The organism is Bartonella vinsonii subsp. berkhoffii ATCC 51672 (assembly GCF_902825225.1).
In the GTDB taxonomy this organism is placed as follows: Bacteria; Pseudomonadota; Alphaproteobacteria; order Rhizobiales; family Rhizobiaceae; genus Bartonella; species Bartonella berkhoffii.
Window position 1 is genome coordinate 33,776 of sequence record NZ_CADEAK010000011.1, and the last position, 19,662, is coordinate 53,437.

At 40.0% G+C, this 19,662-nt stretch carries 18 protein-coding genes, 2 pseudogenes and 2 riboswitches; of the genes and pseudogenes, 10 read left to right on the forward strand and 10 right to left on the reverse strand.

Features of this window, described 5'->3' with window-relative positions:
* Positions 1 to 43: 43 nt before the first annotated feature.
* From J7R10_RS06245 to J7R10_RS06255, 3 genes are all read right to left on the reverse strand, one after another.
* Entirely contained in the window at positions 44 to 436 is a 393-nt protein-coding gene (locus J7R10_RS06245; RefSeq protein WP_010705558.1) for a helix-turn-helix domain-containing protein, read from the reverse strand.
* A gap of 563 nt (positions 437 to 999) precedes the next feature.
* Entirely contained in the window at positions 1,000 to 1,194 is a 195-nt protein-coding gene (locus tag J7R10_RS06250) for a Trm112 family protein (protein ID WP_010705557.1), read from the reverse strand.
* Between the two features lie 21 nt (positions 1,195 to 1,215).
* Positions 1,216 to 1,878, reverse strand: coding sequence for an LON peptidase substrate-binding domain-containing protein (locus tag J7R10_RS06255; protein WP_010705556.1), 663 nt, complete (start codon positions 1,876 to 1,878; stop codon positions 1,216 to 1,218).
* A gap of 502 nt (positions 1,879 to 2,380) precedes the next feature.
* Positions 2,381 to 2,480: riboswitch (glycine riboswitch) on the forward strand.
* Positions 2,481 to 2,573: riboswitch (glycine riboswitch) on the forward strand.
* Between the two features lie 44 nt (positions 2,574 to 2,617).
* Here J7R10_RS06255 and gcvT point away from each other — a divergent pair.
* From gcvT to gcvP, 3 genes are read left to right on the forward strand one after another with little or no spacing between them, the layout of a single operon-like run.
* Positions 2,618 to 3,736, forward strand: coding sequence for a glycine cleavage system aminomethyltransferase GcvT (gene gcvT / locus J7R10_RS06260; RefSeq protein WP_010705555.1), 1,119 nt, complete (start codon positions 2,618 to 2,620; stop codon positions 3,734 to 3,736).
* Positions 3,737 to 3,742: 6 nt separating this feature from the next.
* Entirely contained in the window at positions 3,743 to 4,111 is a 369-nt protein-coding gene (gcvH, locus tag J7R10_RS06265) for a glycine cleavage system protein GcvH (RefSeq protein WP_010705554.1), read from the forward strand.
* Positions 4,112 to 4,116: 5 nt separating this feature from the next.
* Positions 4,117 to 6,912, forward strand: coding sequence for an aminomethyl-transferring glycine dehydrogenase (gcvP, locus tag J7R10_RS06270; RefSeq protein ID WP_010705553.1), 2,796 nt, complete (start codon positions 4,117 to 4,119; stop codon positions 6,910 to 6,912).
* Between the two features lie 299 nt (positions 6,913 to 7,211).
* Here gcvP and alr read toward each other — a convergent pair whose 3' ends face one another.
* Complete coding sequence (alr, locus tag J7R10_RS06275; protein ID WP_010705552.1) at positions 7,212 to 8,330, reverse strand: alanine racemase; 1,119 nt, start codon at positions 8,328 to 8,330, stop codon at positions 7,212 to 7,214.
* A 451-nt stretch (positions 8,331 to 8,781) separates the two neighbouring features.
* Here alr and J7R10_RS09960 point away from each other — a divergent pair, with 451 nt between their 5' ends.
* Both J7R10_RS09960 and J7R10_RS09965 read left to right on the forward strand, forming a co-directional pair.
* Positions 8,782 to 9,273, forward strand: a complete 492-nt coding sequence (locus J7R10_RS09960) for a DUF3472 domain-containing protein (protein ID WP_245257368.1) — start codon at positions 8,782 to 8,784, stop codon at positions 9,271 to 9,273.
* Positions 9,274 to 9,280: 7 nt separating this feature from the next.
* Positions 9,281 to 9,538: a hypothetical protein gene (locus J7R10_RS09965; RefSeq protein ID WP_244427510.1), complete on the forward strand. Its 258-nt coding sequence runs from the start codon at positions 9,281 to 9,283 to the stop codon at positions 9,536 to 9,538.
* A gap of 313 nt (positions 9,539 to 9,851) precedes the next feature.
* Here the strand turns inward: J7R10_RS09965 and J7R10_RS10340 are convergent.
* Positions 9,852 to 9,983, reverse strand: a pseudogene (locus tag J7R10_RS10340) (hypothetical protein); the annotation flags it as partial.
* Between the two features lie 243 nt (positions 9,984 to 10,226).
* Here J7R10_RS10340 and J7R10_RS06290 point away from each other — a divergent pair.
* Complete coding sequence (locus tag J7R10_RS06290) at positions 10,227 to 11,057, forward strand: ferredoxin--NADP reductase (RefSeq protein WP_010705551.1); 831 nt, start codon at positions 10,227 to 10,229, stop codon at positions 11,055 to 11,057.
* Between the two features lie 97 nt (positions 11,058 to 11,154).
* Positions 11,155 to 11,283 carry a hypothetical protein gene (locus tag J7R10_RS10345; protein ID WP_420885342.1) on the forward strand — a complete coding sequence of 43 codons (129 nt, stop codon included), beginning with the start codon at positions 11,155 to 11,157 and terminating at the stop codon, positions 11,281 to 11,283.
* Here J7R10_RS10345 and eda read toward each other — a convergent pair.
* Positions 11,253 to 11,919, reverse strand: a pseudogene (gene eda, locus J7R10_RS06300) (bifunctional 4-hydroxy-2-oxoglutarate aldolase/2-dehydro-3-deoxy-phosphogluconate aldolase). The gene J7R10_RS10345 and the pseudogene eda sit on opposite strands and share 31 nt — an antisense overlap.
* 117 nt (positions 11,920 to 12,036) lie before the next feature.
* On the opposite strand from eda, the gene trhO reads away from it, so the two are divergent.
* The 3 genes from trhO to J7R10_RS06315 all read left to right on the forward strand — a co-directional run bounded on the left by trhO (position 12,037) and on the right by J7R10_RS06315 (position 15,620).
* A complete protein-coding gene (gene trhO, locus J7R10_RS06305) occupies positions 12,037 to 12,954 on the forward strand; it encodes an oxygen-dependent tRNA uridine(34) hydroxylase TrhO (RefSeq protein ID WP_035000713.1) in 918 nt (305 codons plus the stop codon).
* A gap of 909 nt (positions 12,955 to 13,863) precedes the next feature.
* Complete coding sequence (locus J7R10_RS06310) at positions 13,864 to 14,997, forward strand: type III PLP-dependent enzyme (protein ID WP_010705549.1); 1,134 nt, start codon at positions 13,864 to 13,866, stop codon at positions 14,995 to 14,997.
* A 44-nt stretch (positions 14,998 to 15,041) separates the two neighbouring features.
* Positions 15,042 to 15,620, forward strand: a complete 579-nt coding sequence (locus J7R10_RS06315; RefSeq protein WP_010705548.1) for a GNAT family N-acetyltransferase — start codon at positions 15,042 to 15,044, stop codon at positions 15,618 to 15,620.
* Between the two features lie 563 nt (positions 15,621 to 16,183).
* On the opposite strand, the gene J7R10_RS06320 is transcribed toward J7R10_RS06315, so the two are convergent.
* The 4 genes from J7R10_RS06320 to J7R10_RS06335 all read right to left on the reverse strand — a co-directional run.
* Positions 16,184 to 17,755 carry a DHA2 family efflux MFS transporter permease subunit gene (locus J7R10_RS06320; RefSeq protein WP_010705547.1) on the reverse strand — a complete coding sequence of 524 codons (1,572 nt, stop codon included), beginning with the start codon at positions 17,753 to 17,755 and terminating at the stop codon, positions 16,184 to 16,186.
* Positions 17,756 to 17,777: 22 nt separating this feature from the next.
* The gene (locus J7R10_RS06325; RefSeq protein WP_010705546.1) at positions 17,778 to 18,872 is read right to left on the reverse strand and encodes an HlyD family secretion protein; all 1,095 of its coding nucleotides are present in this window, start codon (positions 18,870 to 18,872) and stop codon (positions 17,778 to 17,780) included.
* A gap of 156 nt (positions 18,873 to 19,028) precedes the next feature.
* Complete coding sequence (locus J7R10_RS06330) at positions 19,029 to 19,421, reverse strand: Fur family transcriptional regulator (protein WP_010705545.1); 393 nt, start codon at positions 19,419 to 19,421, stop codon at positions 19,029 to 19,031.
* The coding region (locus J7R10_RS06335; RefSeq protein ID WP_208436390.1) for an SNF7 family protein at positions 19,411 to 19,662 on the reverse strand (252 nt) is incomplete at its 5' end. The genes J7R10_RS06330 and J7R10_RS06335, both read right to left, overlap by 11 nt.

Here is a 19,662-nt window from a genome sequence, read left to right on the forward strand (position 1 = left end):
GTTTCCGCTTTAGAGTTTTCATTATATTGAAGGTGCTTTCACACTAATCAGAAACCAATCGCAGGATTGCTTTCTGTTTTTCCGGTTTAAGCACTCTGAAACCCTTTAAAAGCAAATATTCTGCTTTGCTTAATATTTTTTCATCATGGTCGTATGTGCTATCTTCTTCTTTTGTTGCGATATCTGCGTAAAAGAAGGAAATGGGAACCTCCAGTATATGAGCAATGTCTTGTAAGCGTCCTGCGCCCACGCGGTTTAAACCTTTTTCATATTTTTGGATTTGTTGAAATGTTACACCTAAATGATTGCCTAATTGTTTTTGAGAAAGCCCCATGACGCTTCTTCTGAAGCGAATTTTTTTGCCTATAGAAATATCATTAAGACGTGGATTTTTCGTTCGCACTTTATCCCCCACCGGCTGCGAGCGCCCTCGCATTTGTATTCCGGGGTCTGGAAGCACTGAACTCGAATCAGCCTCTTGCTTTTAGTGCTAAGCGCACTTGGACATAACAAGAGTCCCCGGAATCCCGGGACACCCGCAAAGCGGGTTCATTTTTATGTTCGAGTTTTTCAGGCTTCCAGACCCTATTGATCGCTGCGTATACGACCAAAAACCACTGATTTAATTCATAGGGTAATTTCCTTAGACCGTCAATCAGAATTAAGACAAGTTTGCTTGTTGATCATTCTTAAATTGAAGTGCAATTGTTATAATACATTGCCTTGTTTTTTAGGACTTTTCCCAATTTCTTTTTATCGGGATAAAAAAAGAGAATCTTATTTTCGCGTTTAGAAGCAAAAAAATTGAGATAAGAAATTAATATGTTTCTTGTAAACTGTCTTAGAGCAAGTGTCACATTGGGAATTGGTAAAGAGAATGCTCAGCGTGTTATGGAATGATTTTTCTCAGACAAGCAAATATTAAAAACTGAAGAAAAGATATCGTGTTGATGGTAAAGTCATTGAGAGTTGCTACAGAAAAAATTGAATGAAGAGTGTTTATTTATATGTTGCTTTTTCATGATCCTGCAAAGGACGCGCTTCTGAGGCAATCATAATGGGAATGCCGTCACGAATAGGATAGGCAAGATTTGCTTTGCGTGAAATTAATTCTTGTGTTTCTCGGTTCAAAGAGAGGGTGCCCCCAGTGATTGGGCAGACCAATAATTCAAGCATTTTAGGGTCAGTGGTCATTTTTTCATGTTCTCACATTCATTAGTTTAAATGGAAATGTGCCCCTGTTTGTTTCATAAGGGAGCGCTCAGTTAAAGCAAGAAGCGTTTGGGCACGGATTCCAATATCTGGAGCTTCGAGGAGAGCTTGCTTTTCTGCTGGTGTAAAGGGGATGAGGGCTGAAAAAGCGTTAACTAATAGAGCCGTGGGGGCTTGTATGATACTGCTCCAATTATATTCTATTTCATGTACAGTGAGGTATTTCTCAACAATGTCGAGGAGGTTTTCTCTATTAATGTTTTCTGCAATGTTGGGTTCTTCTAAATCTTTTATGTTCGATCGGATGAGAGCCGTTCGATAGGGCTTTGTGTTCACCAGTTCTTGTTCTAAGGTGAAGCGGCAAACGCCTTGTAATATAATGAAAAGCTGCCCATTTCCCGTTTCATTGTAGTTTGTAATACGCCCTATGCAGCCTATTTTGTAAAGAGGTGTGGAAAAGTGGTTTGTATCCGATGAAAGTGGTTGAATGATTCCTAATAAGCGGTTGGATACCATAACATTTTCAACCATTTCAAGCGCTTCTGGTTCAAAAATGTTCAGCGATAAAAAACCACCTGGTAGTAAGAGTGCTCCTTCTACTGGGAAAAGAGCAATTTGCTTTGGTAAGTCATCTTCGCAACTGTAAGAGATATTGCCCGCTTTCATGAGTATCTTGCAACCTTTATTCAATGAAGTTTGGTATGTAATAGCTGTAATTTATGACACTATTGAGAGACAAAAAAGTGAGAGAGAAGAAAATCAATCCGCAAATCAATCCCAACCCGCAAATCAATTCTTTGTGCGTTAAGATTATTTAAAATATCTGAAATCTTTGGTTTTAAAAGATGTGAAACTCCGTGGTTAGGGTTGAGGTGCAAAAGGAGAGGGTATTACTTTGTAATTCTTATTACTTTGTCATCCTTTTGAGTGCGTGAAATTTTGTATTTTTTAAGTTGTGTTTTTGTTATGGCCTTGGCAATTTTTCTCCTGATTTCTTGAAAAGTGGCCATCTACAATTTCATAATACTCAAAAGACTCTTATTATACGTCTTTTAAAACAGCCTATGCAAGTTTAAAAATGAGAATAGGCTCATCACTTTACTGATGACAGTGTGATGAAGATAGGCTATAGATGAAAATATGTCGGAAAGAGCGTTGTTGTTTCTTTCATTCTTTTGCGGGAGAGTGCAGACTGCAAACTTTCGTACCTGCCGCCGAAGGGGAAAACAGCCCATAATCTCTCAGGCTCTAAGGACCGTAAAAGAAGGACGACAGATCTGGAAAGTCGGAAAGATCCGCGCCGAAGGTGTAAGCGAAAGGTCTTGTCGCGAGTCTCTCAGGTTTGTAACAGAAGGGTGCAGAGACGGCCATATTGTGTGGGCGTGAGCGCAATTTTGGAGATATTATGGGTATAGCACAAGAATTTGAAACATCTTCTTTAAAAACACTTCCTTTACATGAATTGCATGAAAAAGCAGGAGCAAAATTTGGTGCTTTTGCTGGTTGGCAAATGCCTTTGACTTATCCTCTGGGGGTTTTGAAAGAGCATCTTCATACCCGTGCACAGGCAGGTCTTTTTGACATTTCTCATATGAAATTAATTGCTATTGAAGGACCACAAGCAATAGAATTTTTAACCTATGCTTTTCCTATTGATGCTGCATTGTTAAAGATTGGCCAATCACGCTATAATTATTTGCTTAATGAGCAGGCTGGCATTCTTGATGATCTTATTATTACCCGTTTGGCAGAGAGCCGTTTTATGCTGGTTGCCAATGCTGGGAATGCACAGGCTGATCTTGCCGAGCTTGAAAGGCGTGCTGTTGGTTTTGAATGTCAGGTCATTGCTCTTGAAAGAGTGTTGCTTGCTCTTCAAGGTCCAGAAGCAGTGGCTGTTATGGCTGATGCCGGATTGCCTGGTAATGAACTGTTATTTATGCAAGGATTCGAACCACAACAAGATTGGTTTATAACGCGCTCTGGTTATACGGGAGAGGATGGTTTTGAAATTGCTCTTCCTATAGGGCAAGCGCGTGCAGTAGCTGAAAAATTACTGAGTGATTCTCGTGTTGAGTGGGTTGGTCTTGCAGCACGCGATAGCTTGCGGTTAGAAGCAGGGTTATGCTTGCATGGAAATGATATTACGCCTGATACAACACCCATTGAGGCCGCACTGACATGGGCTGTTCCTAAAAATGTTCGAGAAAAAGCGCAATTTTATGGGGCAAAAGCTTTTCTTGAAGCTCTTCAGAAAGGACCTTCTCGTTGTCGCGTTGGCTTAAAACCGCAAACGCGTCAACCTATTCGTGCGGGTGCTCTGCTTTTTGATGATGAGGGCAATCAGATTGGCGTAGTAACATCAGGTGGTTTTGGTCCTTCTTTTGATGATCCTGTAGCAATGGGTTATGTTCCTGTTGATTGCAAAGTTGAGGGAACGGAAGTTTTTACAGAGCTGCGTGGCAAAAAAATTGCACTGTCTGTTCATTCTCTTCCTTTTGTTGAACAACGTTATTTTAAAGGATAAATTTTTATGTCTAAAACTTATTTTACACAAGATCACGAATGGCTTCGTGTTGAAGGGCAAATGGTTACTGTTGGGATCACACATTATGCACAAGAACAATTAGGAGATTTGGTTTTTGTTGATTTGCCAAAAGAGGGAACATCCCTTTCCAAGGGGGATTCTGCTGCTGTTGTGGAATCGGTGAAAGCGGCTTCAGATGTTTATGCACCTCTTGATGGTGAAGTGGTTGAAACAAATGACGCATTGGCAAATAATCCTGAATTGGTGAATCAAAAAGCCGAAAAAGAAGGGTGGCTCTGGAAAATGACATTGCAGGATGCAACGCAACTTGAGGGGTTGCTGGATGAGGCTGCTTATAAAGCACTGATTGGATGAGTGCTATGTTAGAGCGTCATTTTTTTTCTCGCCATATTGGGCTTCGTCCTGATGAAACACAAAAAATGCTTGATGTTTTAGGGCTTGATTGTGTTGATACACTCGTTTCTCAAGCTGTTCCACATTCTATCCATTTGGAGCGTCCGCTTCATCTTCCAAAGGCAGCAAGTGAAGGGCAAGCCTTGGAAGAACTCTCCAAGATAATGGGGCGTAACCATGTGCATAAAAGCTTTATTGGGCAAGGATACCATGGAACTTCTGTGCCGCCGGTTATTTTGCGGAATCTTTTTGAAAATCCAGCTTGGTATACCGCTTATACACCCTATCAAGCAGAAATTAGTCAAGGCCGTTTAGAGCTTTTGTTTTATTTTCAAACATTGGTGAGTGAACTCACTGGTTTGCCTGTTGCAGCCGCTTCCCTTCTTGATGAAGCAACCGCTTTAGCTGAAGCAACCGCGGTAGCGGTACGCTTTGTGCGTGAGAAAAAAACAAAGATTTCTCTTCAGAGTCTTTTGCATCCCCAGATTCTGAGCGTTGTAGAAACGCGTGCTGAAACCCAAGGGATTCAGATTAGTCAAAATGGCGAAATTTGTTCTGATACAGCTGCGATTGTTTTGTCTTGGCCAGATACAAAAGGCTTCTTTAATGATTATGATGAAGTGATTAAGGAGGCAAAGGCAAAAGGAGCACTGGTGATAGTTGTTGCAGATCCTTTGGCCCTTACTCTTATGGAACCACCAGCGCAATGGGGGGCTGATATTGTTGTTGGTTCTATGCAGCGTTATGGAGTTCCAATGGGATTTGGGGGACCTCATGCCGGCTATCTTGCGGTCAGTGATGCACTCACGCGCCTCATTCCAGGGCGTATTGTTGGTCAATCCGTTGATACAAAAGGGCGCGTTGGTTTTCGCTTAGCGTTGCAAACACGCGAACAACATATTCGACGCGATAAAGCTACGTCGAATATTTGTACGGCACAGGCTCTATTGGCAAATATGGCAACAGCTTATGCCGTTTGGCATGGTCCACAAGGTTTACAGGAAATTGCGCAACGGGTTCATTATTTAACATGCCGTTTTGTTGCTGGTTTAGAAGCAGCAGGGTTTCATGTTGAAGGGAAAAGTTTTTTTGATTGTGTCAGTATTTTTGTCAAGGGAAGAGCTCAAGAGATTGCACATCAAGCAAAAAGCAATGGACGTCTTATTCGTATTCTTGATGATGATAGAATTGCGATTAATTTTGATGAATTGTCGACAGAAGAAGATGCTTGCGCTTTGGCACAGCTTTTTGGTGCCCAATTGGTTGATCAAGTTTCTTCAAGACTTTGGGGGAAAGGACGTGATGCTGCTTTTCTTTCACAGCCCTTTTTTCACGCGGTTCATTCAGAAACAGATATGATGCGCTTTTTGCGTCGTTTGTCAGATAAGGATTTGGCATTAGATAGGGCAATGATTCCGCTTGGTTCTTGTACCATGAAGCTTAATGCAGCAGCTGAATTAATGCCTATCAGTTGGCCTTCGGTCGCTCATATACACCCTTTCGCTCCTAAAGAGGATGTGATGGGTTATAGGGAAATGATTCATCAACTGAATGCGTGGTTGTGTGAAATTACAGGGTTTGCACAAGTTTCTTTCCAGCCGAATTCTGGTGCTCAGGGTGAATATGCGGGGCTTTTAGCTATACGTCGTTATCACCAATCCCGAGGAGAGCATCAACGTACGCTTTGCCTTATTCCTGCATCTGCACATGGGACCAATCCAGCTTCTGCTCATATGGCAGGTATGGAAGTCATTGTGGTGAAATGTTTAGGCGATGGGAATGTTGATGTTGATGATCTCAAAATGAAAGCACAGTTGCATAAGGACCGCTTAGCAGCTCTCATGATTACTTATCCTTCAACCCATGGCGTTTATGAGGAAAGTGTTAAGGACATTTGCTCTGTTATCCATGAAAATGGCGGACAAGTTTATTTTGATGGTGCTAATCTGAATGCACTTGTTGGGCTTGCTCGTCCAGCAGATATTGGGGCGGATGTTTGTCATATGAACCTGCATAAAACCTTTGCTATTCCCCATGGTGGTGGTGGTCCTGGTGTGGGGCCGATTGGAGTGGCAGAACATCTCAAACCATTTTTACCAGGTCATGAACAAGAGGGAACAACGCATGCAGTTTCAGCTGCTCCTTATGGAAGTGCATCTATTCTTGTTATTACGTGGATGTATATTCGAATGATGGGCGCTGATGGTTTGAAATATGCAACGCAAACAGCAATTTTGAATGCGAATTATATTGCTGCGCGTCTTTCTCAATCTTATTCTATTCTTTATCGAGGTAAGCATGGACGTGTTGCTCATGAATGTATTGTGGATACGTGCATATTGAAAGATCAATATGGGATCAGTGTTGATGATATTGCAAAACGTTTGATCGATTATGGGTTTCATGCGCCAACGATGTCTTTTCCTGTCCCTGGAACTTTGATGATTGAGCCAACGGAATCAGAGCCAAAAGTGGAGATTGATCGTTTTTGTGATGCTTTGCTTTTGATTGCTGAAGAAGCTAAGAAAGTTGGTGCAGGGATTTGGCCAAAAGATGATAATCCATTGGTTCATGCGCCACACACGTTGGTAGATACGCTCGATGATGCTTGGGCACGACCTTATTCACGACAAGAGGCTGCTTTCCCCAATTGCTCTCTTGATCCAGCGAATAAATATTGGCCTCCGGTTTCCCGTATTGATAATGTTGCGGGAGATCGAATGCTTATTTGTTCTTGTCCGCCATTGGGGAATACCTATTAAATTTAGTTTTGCTATAACTGAAAAAGCCTGCGCATTTTGTGTGGGCTTTTTTATTCTTGTTAGCTGATATTCATCTCTCGTGCGTTTGTTTTTATCTTAAGGGCTATACTCAAATGGATATTATCTGCTCCCTTTCTTCTTCTCATGCATGGTTTTTAAGCATTTTGATAGATAATATTGATGAAGAGAATGGGAGGTATCGAAAGAGTCTCTCCGATTATCGTGAGGTATTTTGCGGAAGGGCGCGCATAAGAGCATTTTCTAAAATGATGATTTTAGCCACGTTTTTTAAAAGAGTTTTAAATGTAAATGCGTTTATAGCGGTGACCTAGAGACGTCAGAATTTCATTGGGGATAGTACCTGCATCTGTCGATACTTTTTCAAGGGTTTGGTGCGATCCAATGAGTTCTACCCAATCACCTCTTTGAGGTTTTTTATCAAGATCGGTAGCATCAACAACGAGGGAATCCATAGAAATACGCCCAACAATGGGAAGTCTCTTGCCGTTGAAATAAACCGCACCTTTATGAGAAAGAGCGCGTAGCCAACCATCTGCATAGCCGATAGAAATGGTTGCAAGAGTGCTTGGTCTTTGGGTCATGAAACTTCCTTCATAACCCACAGGGGCTCCTGCCTCAACAGAGCGGATTTGAGAGACTTGGGCTTCAAGCTTTAAAACAGGTTTAAGTGGCGTTGACTGTTTGCCACGGGGATCACTTCCATAAAGTGCAATGCCGGGGCGAACGAGGTCAAAATAAAAATCGTTCCCAAGAAAAATACCTCCAGAATTAGCAAAAGAAACTTTGCAAGCAGGAAGTTGCGCAAGGATGGCTTTTAAAGCAGTCAATTGTGTATTATTGGATGGATGTGTGCTCTCCTCTCCATTCGCGAGATGACTGAGAATATATTTTATCTCTGCTACCTCGAAAATCGCGGGCTGTTTGATGAGTTTTTGTATTTCTTGTTTATCAAGCCCTAATCGGTTCATATTGGTATCGAGTTGAATAATTGCTGGAAATCTTTTATCCTTTTTTTGGCAAAGTGTTTGCCAGTCTTCGAGAGCATTCCAAGAATTCAGAACAGGAATAATTCCTGCTTCAGCTATAAGTTCTTCTGTATTATGTGGAAGTCCGTTAAGAATAGCAATCATCACATTTTTGGGTAAAATGCTTTTTAAGTTTAGCGCTTCTTCAATTTGGGCTACAAAAAAAGTGCGGCATCCAGCCTGATAAAGTGCAGGAGCAATTTTGTTAACACCTAGCCCATAGGCATCTGCTTTTACAACTGCAGAACATTCGGTTGGAAAAACATGTTGGGCTAAAGTTCTATAATTTCCAACAATAGCACGCACATTGATAGTTGCTACAGCTGTAAAGGTAAGTGATGCGTTTGCTTCATCATTAACGGATTTGTTCATTTTAAAATCCTATTTGTGTTAGTGACATATGAAGTTCCCTTTGGTTATTTTATATAAGTTTTTATGATATATGGAAAGGGTGTGCATACGGTTTGTTCTTGTTAAAATCATGAGCGGTCCATAGTGGATGAGGTGCCATAATTTTTTGATATAAAATGCTAACTCTTATAACAAGAAATATTGCGTTTTATGGGTGAGATTGTGGACAGATGCTTCTCTGATCATTGGATGAAGAAGAGACTTTTATTTTTTCCTTGGTTGAGTTTTATTAAAGATAAAAGCTACTTTGTGTATTGTATTGTTATTTCATAATGAAATTAAATCTTTTTTGTATTGTTTTTAGTTAGCGCGCCAAGTTATGCTGTTAGTCCGGGTGGAATTGTTTCTATTCAACATGCATGGCTTGCTTATTCAGAATTTAACAAATTATCTTTTTTTCGGCAGATCGGTCATGACGGTGGAGCGCGTTCTCTTTATTTCTGGGCAAACCAGTTTTTCTTTAAAAATGGAGATGTTGGATATATTGGTTTACAAAATAGCGGAGGTGTTCATTTTTTTTAATTATTCTATTTGGAAGGCTGTAGGTTGGAAGCGTGGACAGTGTCATTATTTCAGTCATGAAGGCTCTGGAGTGCAATGTGATATTAAAGTGCCTTGGAAAATAGGGCATCAGTACAAATTAGATGTTTCAAAAAACAAAAACTTGGTTACTGGTACTATAACAGACTTAACGAATGGTAAAAAAACGATAGTGGGTGTTATTGAAGTTCCAAAAACATATGATAAGTTTCGTGGTTCTCTTGGTTTTGTTGAAGAATATTCTCAAGGGAATAATCAGCTTTCATCCTGTTTTGTGATGGGTATGCAACGTTCAATTTTTAGAAATCCTATAGGTGATGGCACAATAAAAGCAAAGCATCTACACTTACGGAAATTGCAATGATCCTTATGTGGTTCAAGCTTACTGTGATAATAATTCTTGCACTAATGTTGTGAATGATCTTAAAGGGATACCGTCACCTCATGCACCTAAAGTTTCTTTTATAAATGGGAAAAATTTGAGTGCGCAAACTCTTTCTGATACATTGAAAACAGTTAATTTGGTTGTTCTTCGTTCCCAAGATGGTTATTGGGCACCCAATATTTACTTTCCACAACCCGGCCCGTTTGCGTGGAAATCAATTTTTGTTAATCACCGCGCTACCTAGGGATCATCCCTTCATGTCAATAACAGTGTGAAGAAGGTTAATAGGGGAGTAAAGATAATGTATCTGTCTGATGGTAAAAGCTGGAAAGTTATAAAAACGCGCTAAATCGGTTATTGATCAGTTTTTTAATACCGCCAATATTTGTGTTTTGTAGAAGGTAACAAGCATAAATTTAGCAGTATTTGTGTAAATGACTTTGTTAGATGAAAATTTATTTTAGAATATCCTCTCTTGCTTTGATAAAGACACGAATGGCAAACTGTATTATGTGTTGTATTGAATGGAGCGTGTTCAATGGAGATAAATTTTTGTTCTATTTTTGTAGAGTTGATTCAGTATGAGCCTTTTGTACACTACAATTATTGCTGAAATGATCCTTAAAATTTTGTATTGCTTTGTTATAAACGAAGATGATGCAACCTAATGCTCTGTGCATGGTTTTCCTTTGGTTTTTGTTAAGAGTGTATGTTTAATTTTTTGATTCATGACTCAGATATAATATAAGAGAAATATTTTTATAGTCTTTGACGGTAGGGTTTAAAAGTGTTTCTTTTTCGGTTATTCAAAATACAAAAATGTTGCGTGAGTGCTTTATGTTTTAAGAGAAATATTGGCAGGTGATTGGATAAGCATTATATCATTTCGAAGTCTTAAGTTTATATTTAGTAAAGAGATAAGGAAGAGTTTTATGAATACACCTGCTAGCAATGTTCAATCAAATATCAGTGGTGTTGCGTCAGACTTTCCGATTCCTGAAAATGTGTTCGCGCTTAGCGTCCAAGAGGTTTATCACTACACAGACCGTTTGTTTAAATTTCGCCTGAATCGTCCGGAAAGTTTTCGTTTTCGTTCAGGTGAATTTGTGATGATTGGTTTGCCAAATGCAGAAAAGCCAATTTATCGTGCTTATTCGATTGCAAGCCCCTTCTGGGATGAACAGCTTGAGTTTTTTTCCATTAAAGTTCCAGGTGGTTCCCTGACCGAACATCTCCAAAAAATTAAAATTGGTGATACCGTTCTCATGCGTAAAAAGTCTACTGGTACATTGGTTCTTGATGCTCTTATTCCTGGAAAACGTCTTTATCTTCTTTCAACAGGAACAGGGGTTGCTCCGTTTGCGAGTCTTATTCGTGATCCTGAAACTTATGAAAAATTTTCAGAAGTTGTTCTTATTCAAACAACCCGTGAACGGGATGAGCTTGCTTATGCAAAAGATCTTGTTGTTTCTTTACAAGAAGATCCACTGATTGGTGAGTATGTACAACAGTTAAAATTTTATCCTATGACCACTCGCGAACCTTCTGAGCATATGGGGCGTATTACGACTGTTATGGAGAATGGCACTTTCTTTGAAACGACAGGTTTACCGAAGATCAATCCTGATGAAGATCGTGTGATGATTTGTGGTTCTATGGCAATGCTGAAGGATTGTGCAAGGATGTGTGAATCCTTTGGCCTTGTTGAAGGAGCAAATAATGCTCCTGCTACGTATGTCGTAGAGCGTGCTTTTGTAGGGTAAAAGAATAGCTCTCCTGTGGCTTCTCTGGAGAATGGCATTTTCTTTGAAACGACAGGTTTACCTAAGATTAATCCTGATGAAGATTGTGTGATGATTTGTGGACCCATGTTATGCTAAGGGGGCAATATGGAAAGATTGTGCTGGCATGTGCGAGTCCTTCTGTGTTGTTGAAGGAGCAAATAATGCTCTTGCACCTTATGTCGTAGAGCGCGCTTTTGTGGGTTGAGAGGATAGTTGTGCTGCTGTATGTGCTAATGTGCTGATCGCATCCTAATTGCCAGCTGCTATCAGTTTAGGAGGAGCTATCCAAGAACCTCCAATGCAGAAGACGTTAGGGAGTAGAAGCCATTGAGTGGTGTTTTTTTGTGTAATCCCGCCTGTGGGGAAAAATTGGATTTCGGGGAAAGGGGAGGCTAGAGCTTGAAGAAAGGCAATACTGCCTGCTGCCTCAGCTGGGAAAAATTTAAGATATGAATAGTCTTGATCCTTTGCTTGCATTAATTCACTGGGTGTCATCACACTAGGGAGAAATGGGATTTCACTGTTTTTTGCATAATTGATTAAGTCGTTTGATAATCCAGGGCTTACGATAAATTTTGCTCCTGCGCGTTCGGCTTGTTCATAGTGCTTTCTGTTGAGGCTTGTTCCTGCTCCAACAATTGTTTCAGGGACTTCTTTGTATAATTTCTTTTATTGCATCGCATGCATTTGGCGTACGCAATGTAATCTCAATTGTTTTCAATCCACCTTTGACAAAAGTGCGTGCTAAGGGCACCGCACTTTTCGAGTCGTCAATGTGTAGAACAGGTATGAAAGTTTGTGTTTGGAGAAGTGAGATAAAAGATGTTCTCTTTTTTGACACATGGTGTTCTTTCTTTAAGCGATGCTATTATCGAGTATAGTTTGGTAAAGCTCAATATGTTAAAGAGTAGATGAATAGATCTTGAAATTAAATGAAACGCGGGTTATGGCAAGTGTTATGGAAAAGAATTTTAAAGTTGCTGCAGTTTATTGCTTTGCAGATTTGAAGCATTATCGTCAATTACAAAAGCCTTTACTGGATTTATGTCAAGCAAAGGATATCAAAGGTACTCTCCTTTTAGCACAAGAGGGCATTAATGGAACTGTTGCGGGATCTTGTGCTGCAATTGAAGCATTAGTGGATTTTATTACTGCTGAACCAGCGTTTCAAACGCCGGAGATTAAATATTCATGGGCGTCAAAAATGCCTTTTCACCGTATGAAAGTGCGGTTGAAAAAAGAAATTGTGACCATGGGGGTGGAAGGTGTTGATCCATTAAAAGTTGTTGGTACTTATGTGGAGCCTGAAGATTGGAATGCGCTTATCCAAGATGAAGAAACGATTTTAATTGATACACGCAATGATTATGAATATGCGCTTGGAAGTTTTCAGGGAGCGATTGATCCGCGTATTAAGACATTTCGGGAATTTCCTGAATGGGTGCTTAAGCACGAAGCTGATTTAAAAAAGAAAAAGAAAGTTGCCATGTTTTGTACAGGTGGTATTCGCTGTGAAAAATCAACAGCTTATGTCCGTGAACTTGGTTATGATCAGGTTTACCATTTAAAAGGTGGTATTCTTAAATATTTGGAAACAATTCCGAAAGAAGAGAGTTTGTGGTGGGGCGAATGTTTTGTTTTTGATGAGCGTGTTTCTGTTGGGCACGGTCTTGAAGAATGTGGACGCGAATTGTGTCGTGCTTGTCGTTCTCCTCTTAATGCAGAAAGTAAATTATCACCTCATTATGAGGAAGGTGTTTCATGTGACGCTTGTTATAGCACACGAGATGAAACGGATAGGCAACGCTTTCGGGAGCGCCATAAGCAGTTTCAATTGTTAAAATTACGGGCAGTTGATTCTCAGCAAAAGCTGTAAAAATATCACATTTCAAGGGTTCAAATTTTTCTCTTCTGTTTTGAAAAAGATTTTCAGTGTTCGCAGAAGAGTATTTATAAGACGGGATATTGCTCAGTCTTTTTTAGCGTGTGAAATTGAAGCCCTTTTCATGCGAAGGGCGGGGATACCACTTGGTGGCGTTCATAGGGCAATGCTACAGGCTTGTAATTTCATAAACATAAAGGTAGTATTTTTCGTAAATCTTATAGTCTTCATGCGTGAAATTGAAAGATGGAATGCAAAAGCTCAAGCAAAGAGCTTCTTTTAAAAAGATTGTGAATGCGTAGTCCCAATGGCATGAGGTTTCATGAAAATTGTGATTCCATTAAAAGGAATAAGGTCGTTCATCTGCGTATGAGAGCTGTTGCTTTTTTGCATCATTTTGTCTTTAAAAATTAAAAAATGTTTAAAATTAAAAAAATGATTGAAATGAATAAAAATTGGTCTTATATGCAGCCTTGCCCAAAGTCGCACGTGCCTGTGGGTGTCCGCCGGTCCTCAAATGGTGAGATTAACTGGTACGGTACCTGGAACTAACCGCTCCAGTCATTCTTTTGGCCAACCGAAAGAGTGAGGACATCTTGAAGCAACGACGGTGCGGGCCTTTCTGGTGTCTTTCAGCTGTCCAAATGCTGAGATAACTATAGAGGCACACCTCATTGCCTTCAGTGCGGAAGTGGTTTTCTTCAACTCCAATCAAAAAGGCAGATAAAGTGGAATAACGCGGTTTTCGCGCTGTTCTTTCGCTGCATATGATCCTGTTTTCTTCCTGATTCCTTAGAAATCAGGGTATGAGAAACTGGTTTGTGTGTTTTTTGTCTTTTGGCTATTGGCGGCTTTATGCTGTCTAAGTAGAAAGAGGGATTGTTTTCCTTGGGAGAATTGCAAATGGCAACGCAACGTATTCGTGATTTCCTTGCAACACATCGTACTGAAGGTCCATGCTTGATTGTTGACCTTGATGTTGTCCGTGAAAATTATTTGAATTTTGAAAAAGCACTCCCGCAATCTCGTATTTTTTACGCCATAAAGGCAAATCCTGCCCCTGAAATTTTGAGTTTGCTTGCTTCTTTAGGGTCGTCTTTTGATGCGGCTTCTGTTGCAGAAATTAAAATGGCTTTAAAAGCAGGCGCAACGTGTGATCGTATTTCTTTTGGCAATACGATTAAAAAAGAGCGTGATATTGCGCGTGCATATGCATTTGGTGTTTTGCTTTATGCAGTTGATTGTGTTGAAGAAGTAGAAAAAATTGCGCGTGCTGCTCCGGGTGCTCGCGTTTTTTGCCGCGTTCTTACGGATGGAATAGGGGCTGAGTGGCCGTTGTCACGTAAGTTTGGTTGTGTTCCTGCTATGGCGGTTGATGTGTTACGTCGGGCACATCAATTAGGCTTACAAGCATATGGTGTTTCTTTTCATGTAGGGTCTCAGCAGACAGATCTTAGCGCATGGGATCGTGCTTTATCGGATGCAGCTGCAGTTTTTAAGCATTTGGAGCAAGAAGGAATTTCGTTGAAGTTGGTTAATATGGGGGGAGGATTTCCAACACGTTATTTAAAAGATGTTCCTACAGAACAAGAATATGGTACGGCTGTTTTTGATTCTTTGAAAAAATATTTTGGCAATCGTATTCCAGAAACAATCATCGAGCCAGGGCGTGGCATGGTTGGTAATGCTGGTGTTATTCGCACAGAAGTTGTGTTGATATCAAAAAAAGCAGACAATGATAATATACGGTGGGTTTATCTTGATGTTGGAAAATTTAATGGTCTTACCGAAACTATGGATGAAGCAATTCGCTATCCTATTGAAACACCCCATGATGATAAGGCAATGGAGCCTTGTATTTTAGCAGGTCCAACATGCGATTCGGCAGATGTTCTCTATGAAAAAACACCCTATCCCTTACCTTTATCTCTTACAGTAGGCGATGAACTCTTGATTCATGGAACGGGTGCTTACACGGCAACTTACGCATCTGTTGCTTTTAATGGTTTTGAGCCTTTGCGCTCCTATGTGATTTGAGTCTTTCATCTGGGATGACAAAGATGGAGTAGGGTGTGTCAAAAATGAATATGCTACATTTTCAAACAAAAGATGGTGCGCTTTTTACACTTGCCCGTGAGCAAGAAACGGATAAGCCTCATCGAGAACACTTGCTTGATTTAGCTCTGGGAGAGGGGCATAAACGTAAGTCATCAGAAGCTTTACGTCGTGGACGGTTGGCGGCGCTGTCCTTTGTTGTCAAAAATATGCTTGGAGAACTCGTGGGGAGTGTGCGTCTTTGGCATGTTCGGTTTAACAAAGGGCAAAATGATATCCAACATGCTTTGCTTTTGGGGCCTCTGGCTGTTTCAGGGGAATGTTCTGGTATGGGAATAGGATCGGTTCTTATGCAACATGCAATTGAAGAGGCCAGAAAATTAGGTTATGGGGCTATTTTACTGGTGGGGGATTGTGCGTTTTATCAGCGTTTTGGGTTCTCAAACAGTTTAACAGAAAATTTGGCAATGCCTGGTCCTTATGAAAAACATCGTTTTCAAGCATTGGAATTGATACCAGAATATCTTTCCGCTTGTTATGGTATTCTGGTTCCTAGTGGAAAACGAGAAGATTTAAGTCGTTTTCAGCATCATAAAGTGGTTTAATTTTATCTGCTAACAGTCGTAATATTGGGATTCGTTTTTCTTCATTTGCATTTTCATAGTCTTGGATAATTTCAGTGATTTGTTGAGGAGCTCTCGTATTTTGCACTGTTTTACGCACTTTTAGCAAAGCTTTGCATTATTTTTTATCGATATTTTTAAAGGTTTTTCCAATTGATTGATGTTGAAAATCCTTTATTGAAAGCTAAGAATCGTGGAAATTATATTAAAATCTAGGTTTTCCAGTATTGTTGTGTTTTATAAATTACGGTGCGTGATTCATAATGAAGCGCGCTTTTTTGTGGTGATTATCAATACTTCTCCAAGCATCTCGGTAAGTTTGTCTTTTGAGAGTTTGTGAATCGAAAATGATGATTTTTCAAGAGTGAAAGGCGATATTTAAGGGTATCCTTGCTGAAGCATTTGCGGGTTATAAAATGCGGGAAAATATTGGTTTTTAGCGGCTTGAATGAAGTATGTGAATGTGCGTACCGATAATGGGAGAAGTGAGGTGTACGAATATCAGGTATTTAATGAGATTTGGATTAACTTTTATAAGGTAAGGCTCAGTGACCTGAAGGGGTATCAGTGAGTGGTGGTATTTTTTTGAGAAAAAGGGTCATGAATATCAAGACGCTAAAGATGATGGTTATTATAAAGAAAATGTCGCTAAAAGCCATAATCATTGCTTGTATGCGTGCCATATTAAAAAGTTGGAAAAGCGCAAGAGCATGTGGGTCAGAAGTTGCAGTTTTGAAGTACAGAGTAAGGCTTGAAAGCGTTTCAGTTGCTTGGTTGTTTCCTTGTTGGAGTGTTTCGGCTATGCGCCCATAATGCAGGTCTGAACGCTTTGTGATAAGAGTGCTAATAATAGCAAGCCCTACGGCGCCACCAAGATTACGTGTGAGATTAAACAGTCCAGAAGCATTTTGCATTCTTTCTGGCGGGAGTGTTCCCAAGGCAATATTATTAACAGGAACCATACATAGCATCACAGAAGCACCACGGAAAACTTGCGGCCAAAAGAGCTGCCAAAAATCCCAGTTATCTGTGATAGAGATCGCCATCCAAGTGCCTATTGCAAAACCCAAAAGTCCTATTGCCATCATTAGACGTGCATCCATTCGTGCTGAAAGAAATCCAGCAAGCGGAGCAGTTAATAACATGACGAATCCTGAAAGAAACAATGTTTCTCCAATCATAAGGGCATCATAATGGCGGATTTGGCTTAAATAGACAGGATAAAGGTATGTGAGTCCATAAAGACCTATTCCCAGTGCAAAGGAAAAAATAGATGCAGCTGAAAAATTAAAATTAGAAAAAGTAGAGAGATCTACAATGGGTTCTTTTGCTGTAAAAGCACGCCAGAAGAATAAGGCTGCAGCAAGAATCATGATAATGAAAAAATCCCGAATCAGCTGATCACTCAACCAATCATGACGTGCTCCTTCTTCTAGAACATACTCTAAAGTTCCCAAGAAAGTAGCCATAGAAATGAGGCCTAACCAATCAAATTTCTTCATTAAAGAGGGATCAGCTTTGTCAAAATCAATTAATTTCCAAGCAAGAATTGAGATGATAATCCCGCAGGGAACATTGATGAGAAAGAGCCAATGCCATGATGAGAGATGACAGAGATAGCCTCCCACTGTTGGACCAATGGTAGGCGCTAACGTTGCGACCAGTCCAACGATAGGGGTTACGATGGGGCGTTTAGAGGGAGGAAAAAGGACATAGGAAGCAACAAAAACACTAGGGATAATTCCACCACCAATAAAGCCTTGGAGTGCGCGGTATATAATCATCTCTTCAATAGAAGTTGCTGTTGCACAAAGAATAGAGGTAATCGTAAATCCGATGGCTGAAATACTAAAGAAAACTCGTGTTGAAAGCAGTCTTCCCAAAAAACCAGAAAGAGGCAACATGATGACTTCAGCGATGAGATAGGAAGTTTGAACCCATGAAATCTCTTCAGAGCTTGCTGAAAGACCAGCCTGAATTTCAGCTAAAGAGGAGGAAACGATTTGGATATCTAAAATAGCCATAAACATGCCAAAGGTCATAGCAATAAAAACCACGATTTTACGGGGTTCTATGCGCTCTTGAGAATGTGTGGACTCTGGCATGGGAGATGTCATAATGAGATCATTTACTTTGTTATTATAAGAGGTTTTTTTCTTGCGGCTTTGTTCGTGTGTCAATTTCTACGGAAACACTCATTCCCGCTCGGATACGTCCAGTTTTTAATATTTCTTCTGGAATAGAAATACGGACTGGAATGCGTTGGACAATTTTGGTGAAGTTTCCGGTGGCGTTTTGTGGAGGAAGGAGAGAAAAAACAGCTCCTGTTGCAGGGGAAATAGAAAGCACTGTTCCTGTAAAGGCATCTTTTTTGAAGGCATCCACAGCAATATAAGCTGTTTGTCCAGCATGAATATTTTGCAGCTGCGTTTCTTTATAGTTCGCTTCAATATAAAGGGCATGGAGAGGGACTAATGCTGCAAGACGTTGGCCATTTACAACAAAATCCCCTGTTTTTGCTGTTAAATTTGCAATAATTCCATCAAATGGAGCCCGTATAATGGTTGAATCAAGGTCACGTTGTGCTTTTTCACGTGTGAGTTCTAAGCTTTTTGTTTGGCTTTCTGTTTCACTTCGTTGTGCTTCTAGAACTTGGATATTCGCACGTGCTGCGGCTATTTGTGCATTGGCGCGATGAACATGAGCAATAGCTTGTTCATAAGCTGATTTGGCATCATCAACAACGGATTGAGGGGCATAACGACTCGCTTTAAGTTCTGTTGTGCGTTTTAAGGTGAGTTGTGCATTGGTTGCTATGGCTGAAGCAGCAGCTTTTTGTGCTTGCGCATCATCTAAAGCGCTATGAGCTGCTGTAATTTGTGCATCAATACGTAGAAGCGTTTTTTGTTGTGTGTTAAGATGCGCTTCTGTCTGTTTCAAAGCTATTTTATAATCGCCATTGTCTAGGTGGAACAAGATATCATCTTTTTTTACAATTTGGTTGGCTTTAATAACAATTTTCTCAATATATCCGTTTAATTTAGGAGCAATAGCTGCTATATCTCCTTGTACATAGGCGTCTTCAGTAGCAACCATATAACGCCACTGTGTTATCCACTTATAGCTAAACCAAAGTATAAAAAGTGCAAGGACAACAAGAAGAGCGTGAATTATTTTCTTTTGTTTTATTTTCTTGAAATGTTTTGTTAAAACGGTTGTCTCTGACGTAGACATGATTTTATACTTTCGATTTTATGTTTCAATACGGAAAACGAGCTGACCGCTGTGGGAAGAGAATAATATAGAGATGAAGACAATGAGAGCTTTTCAAATAGTAAGACAACTTTAAAAGCATAACGTTTAATATAGAAACTTGCAAGTATGGAGATATTATTCTGTTGCGCATTTTTTGCAAATGCCTCGTATTTCTAAAGTGCTTCTGCGTGCTTGGAAATCAACTGCTTGAACCATTTGTTTAAGGTTGGATACAATAGTTTGGTTTTGTATTTCATTGACCTTGCTACAGTTTTCACAAATAATAAAAGTTGTAAGTTCGTGTTGGCAATTTTCAGGATGCAAACAGGCCATAAAGGCATTTACGCTTTCAAGACGATGAATACACTTTAATTGGACAAGTTTTTCTAATGCACGATAAACTTGGAGAGGCGCACGGAATCCTTCTTCGCGTAAATGATCGAGAATCGCATAAGCACTTAAAGGTCCTTGTGCATTCTTTAAAGTGTTGAGAACCAATGTTTGGTTACGCGTAAGTTTAGATGACATTAACACCTTTCTTTTGCTCTGTGAGCCTCTTGTTCCATGGGAAAGCATAAAACGTATGAGAAATTTGTGCAATGGTGAATATAGAATATGTATTCTTTCTGTAGCCTCTGTAGCGATTTTTTATATATTTAAGAGCTTTTTTAGGCATTGATTTTTTGTTATTGGTGGCGATTGTTTTTTTAATACTGGATTTATTTTGTCTGATTTTAAAAAAATGATATTGACTCTTTGTAGGAAAGGG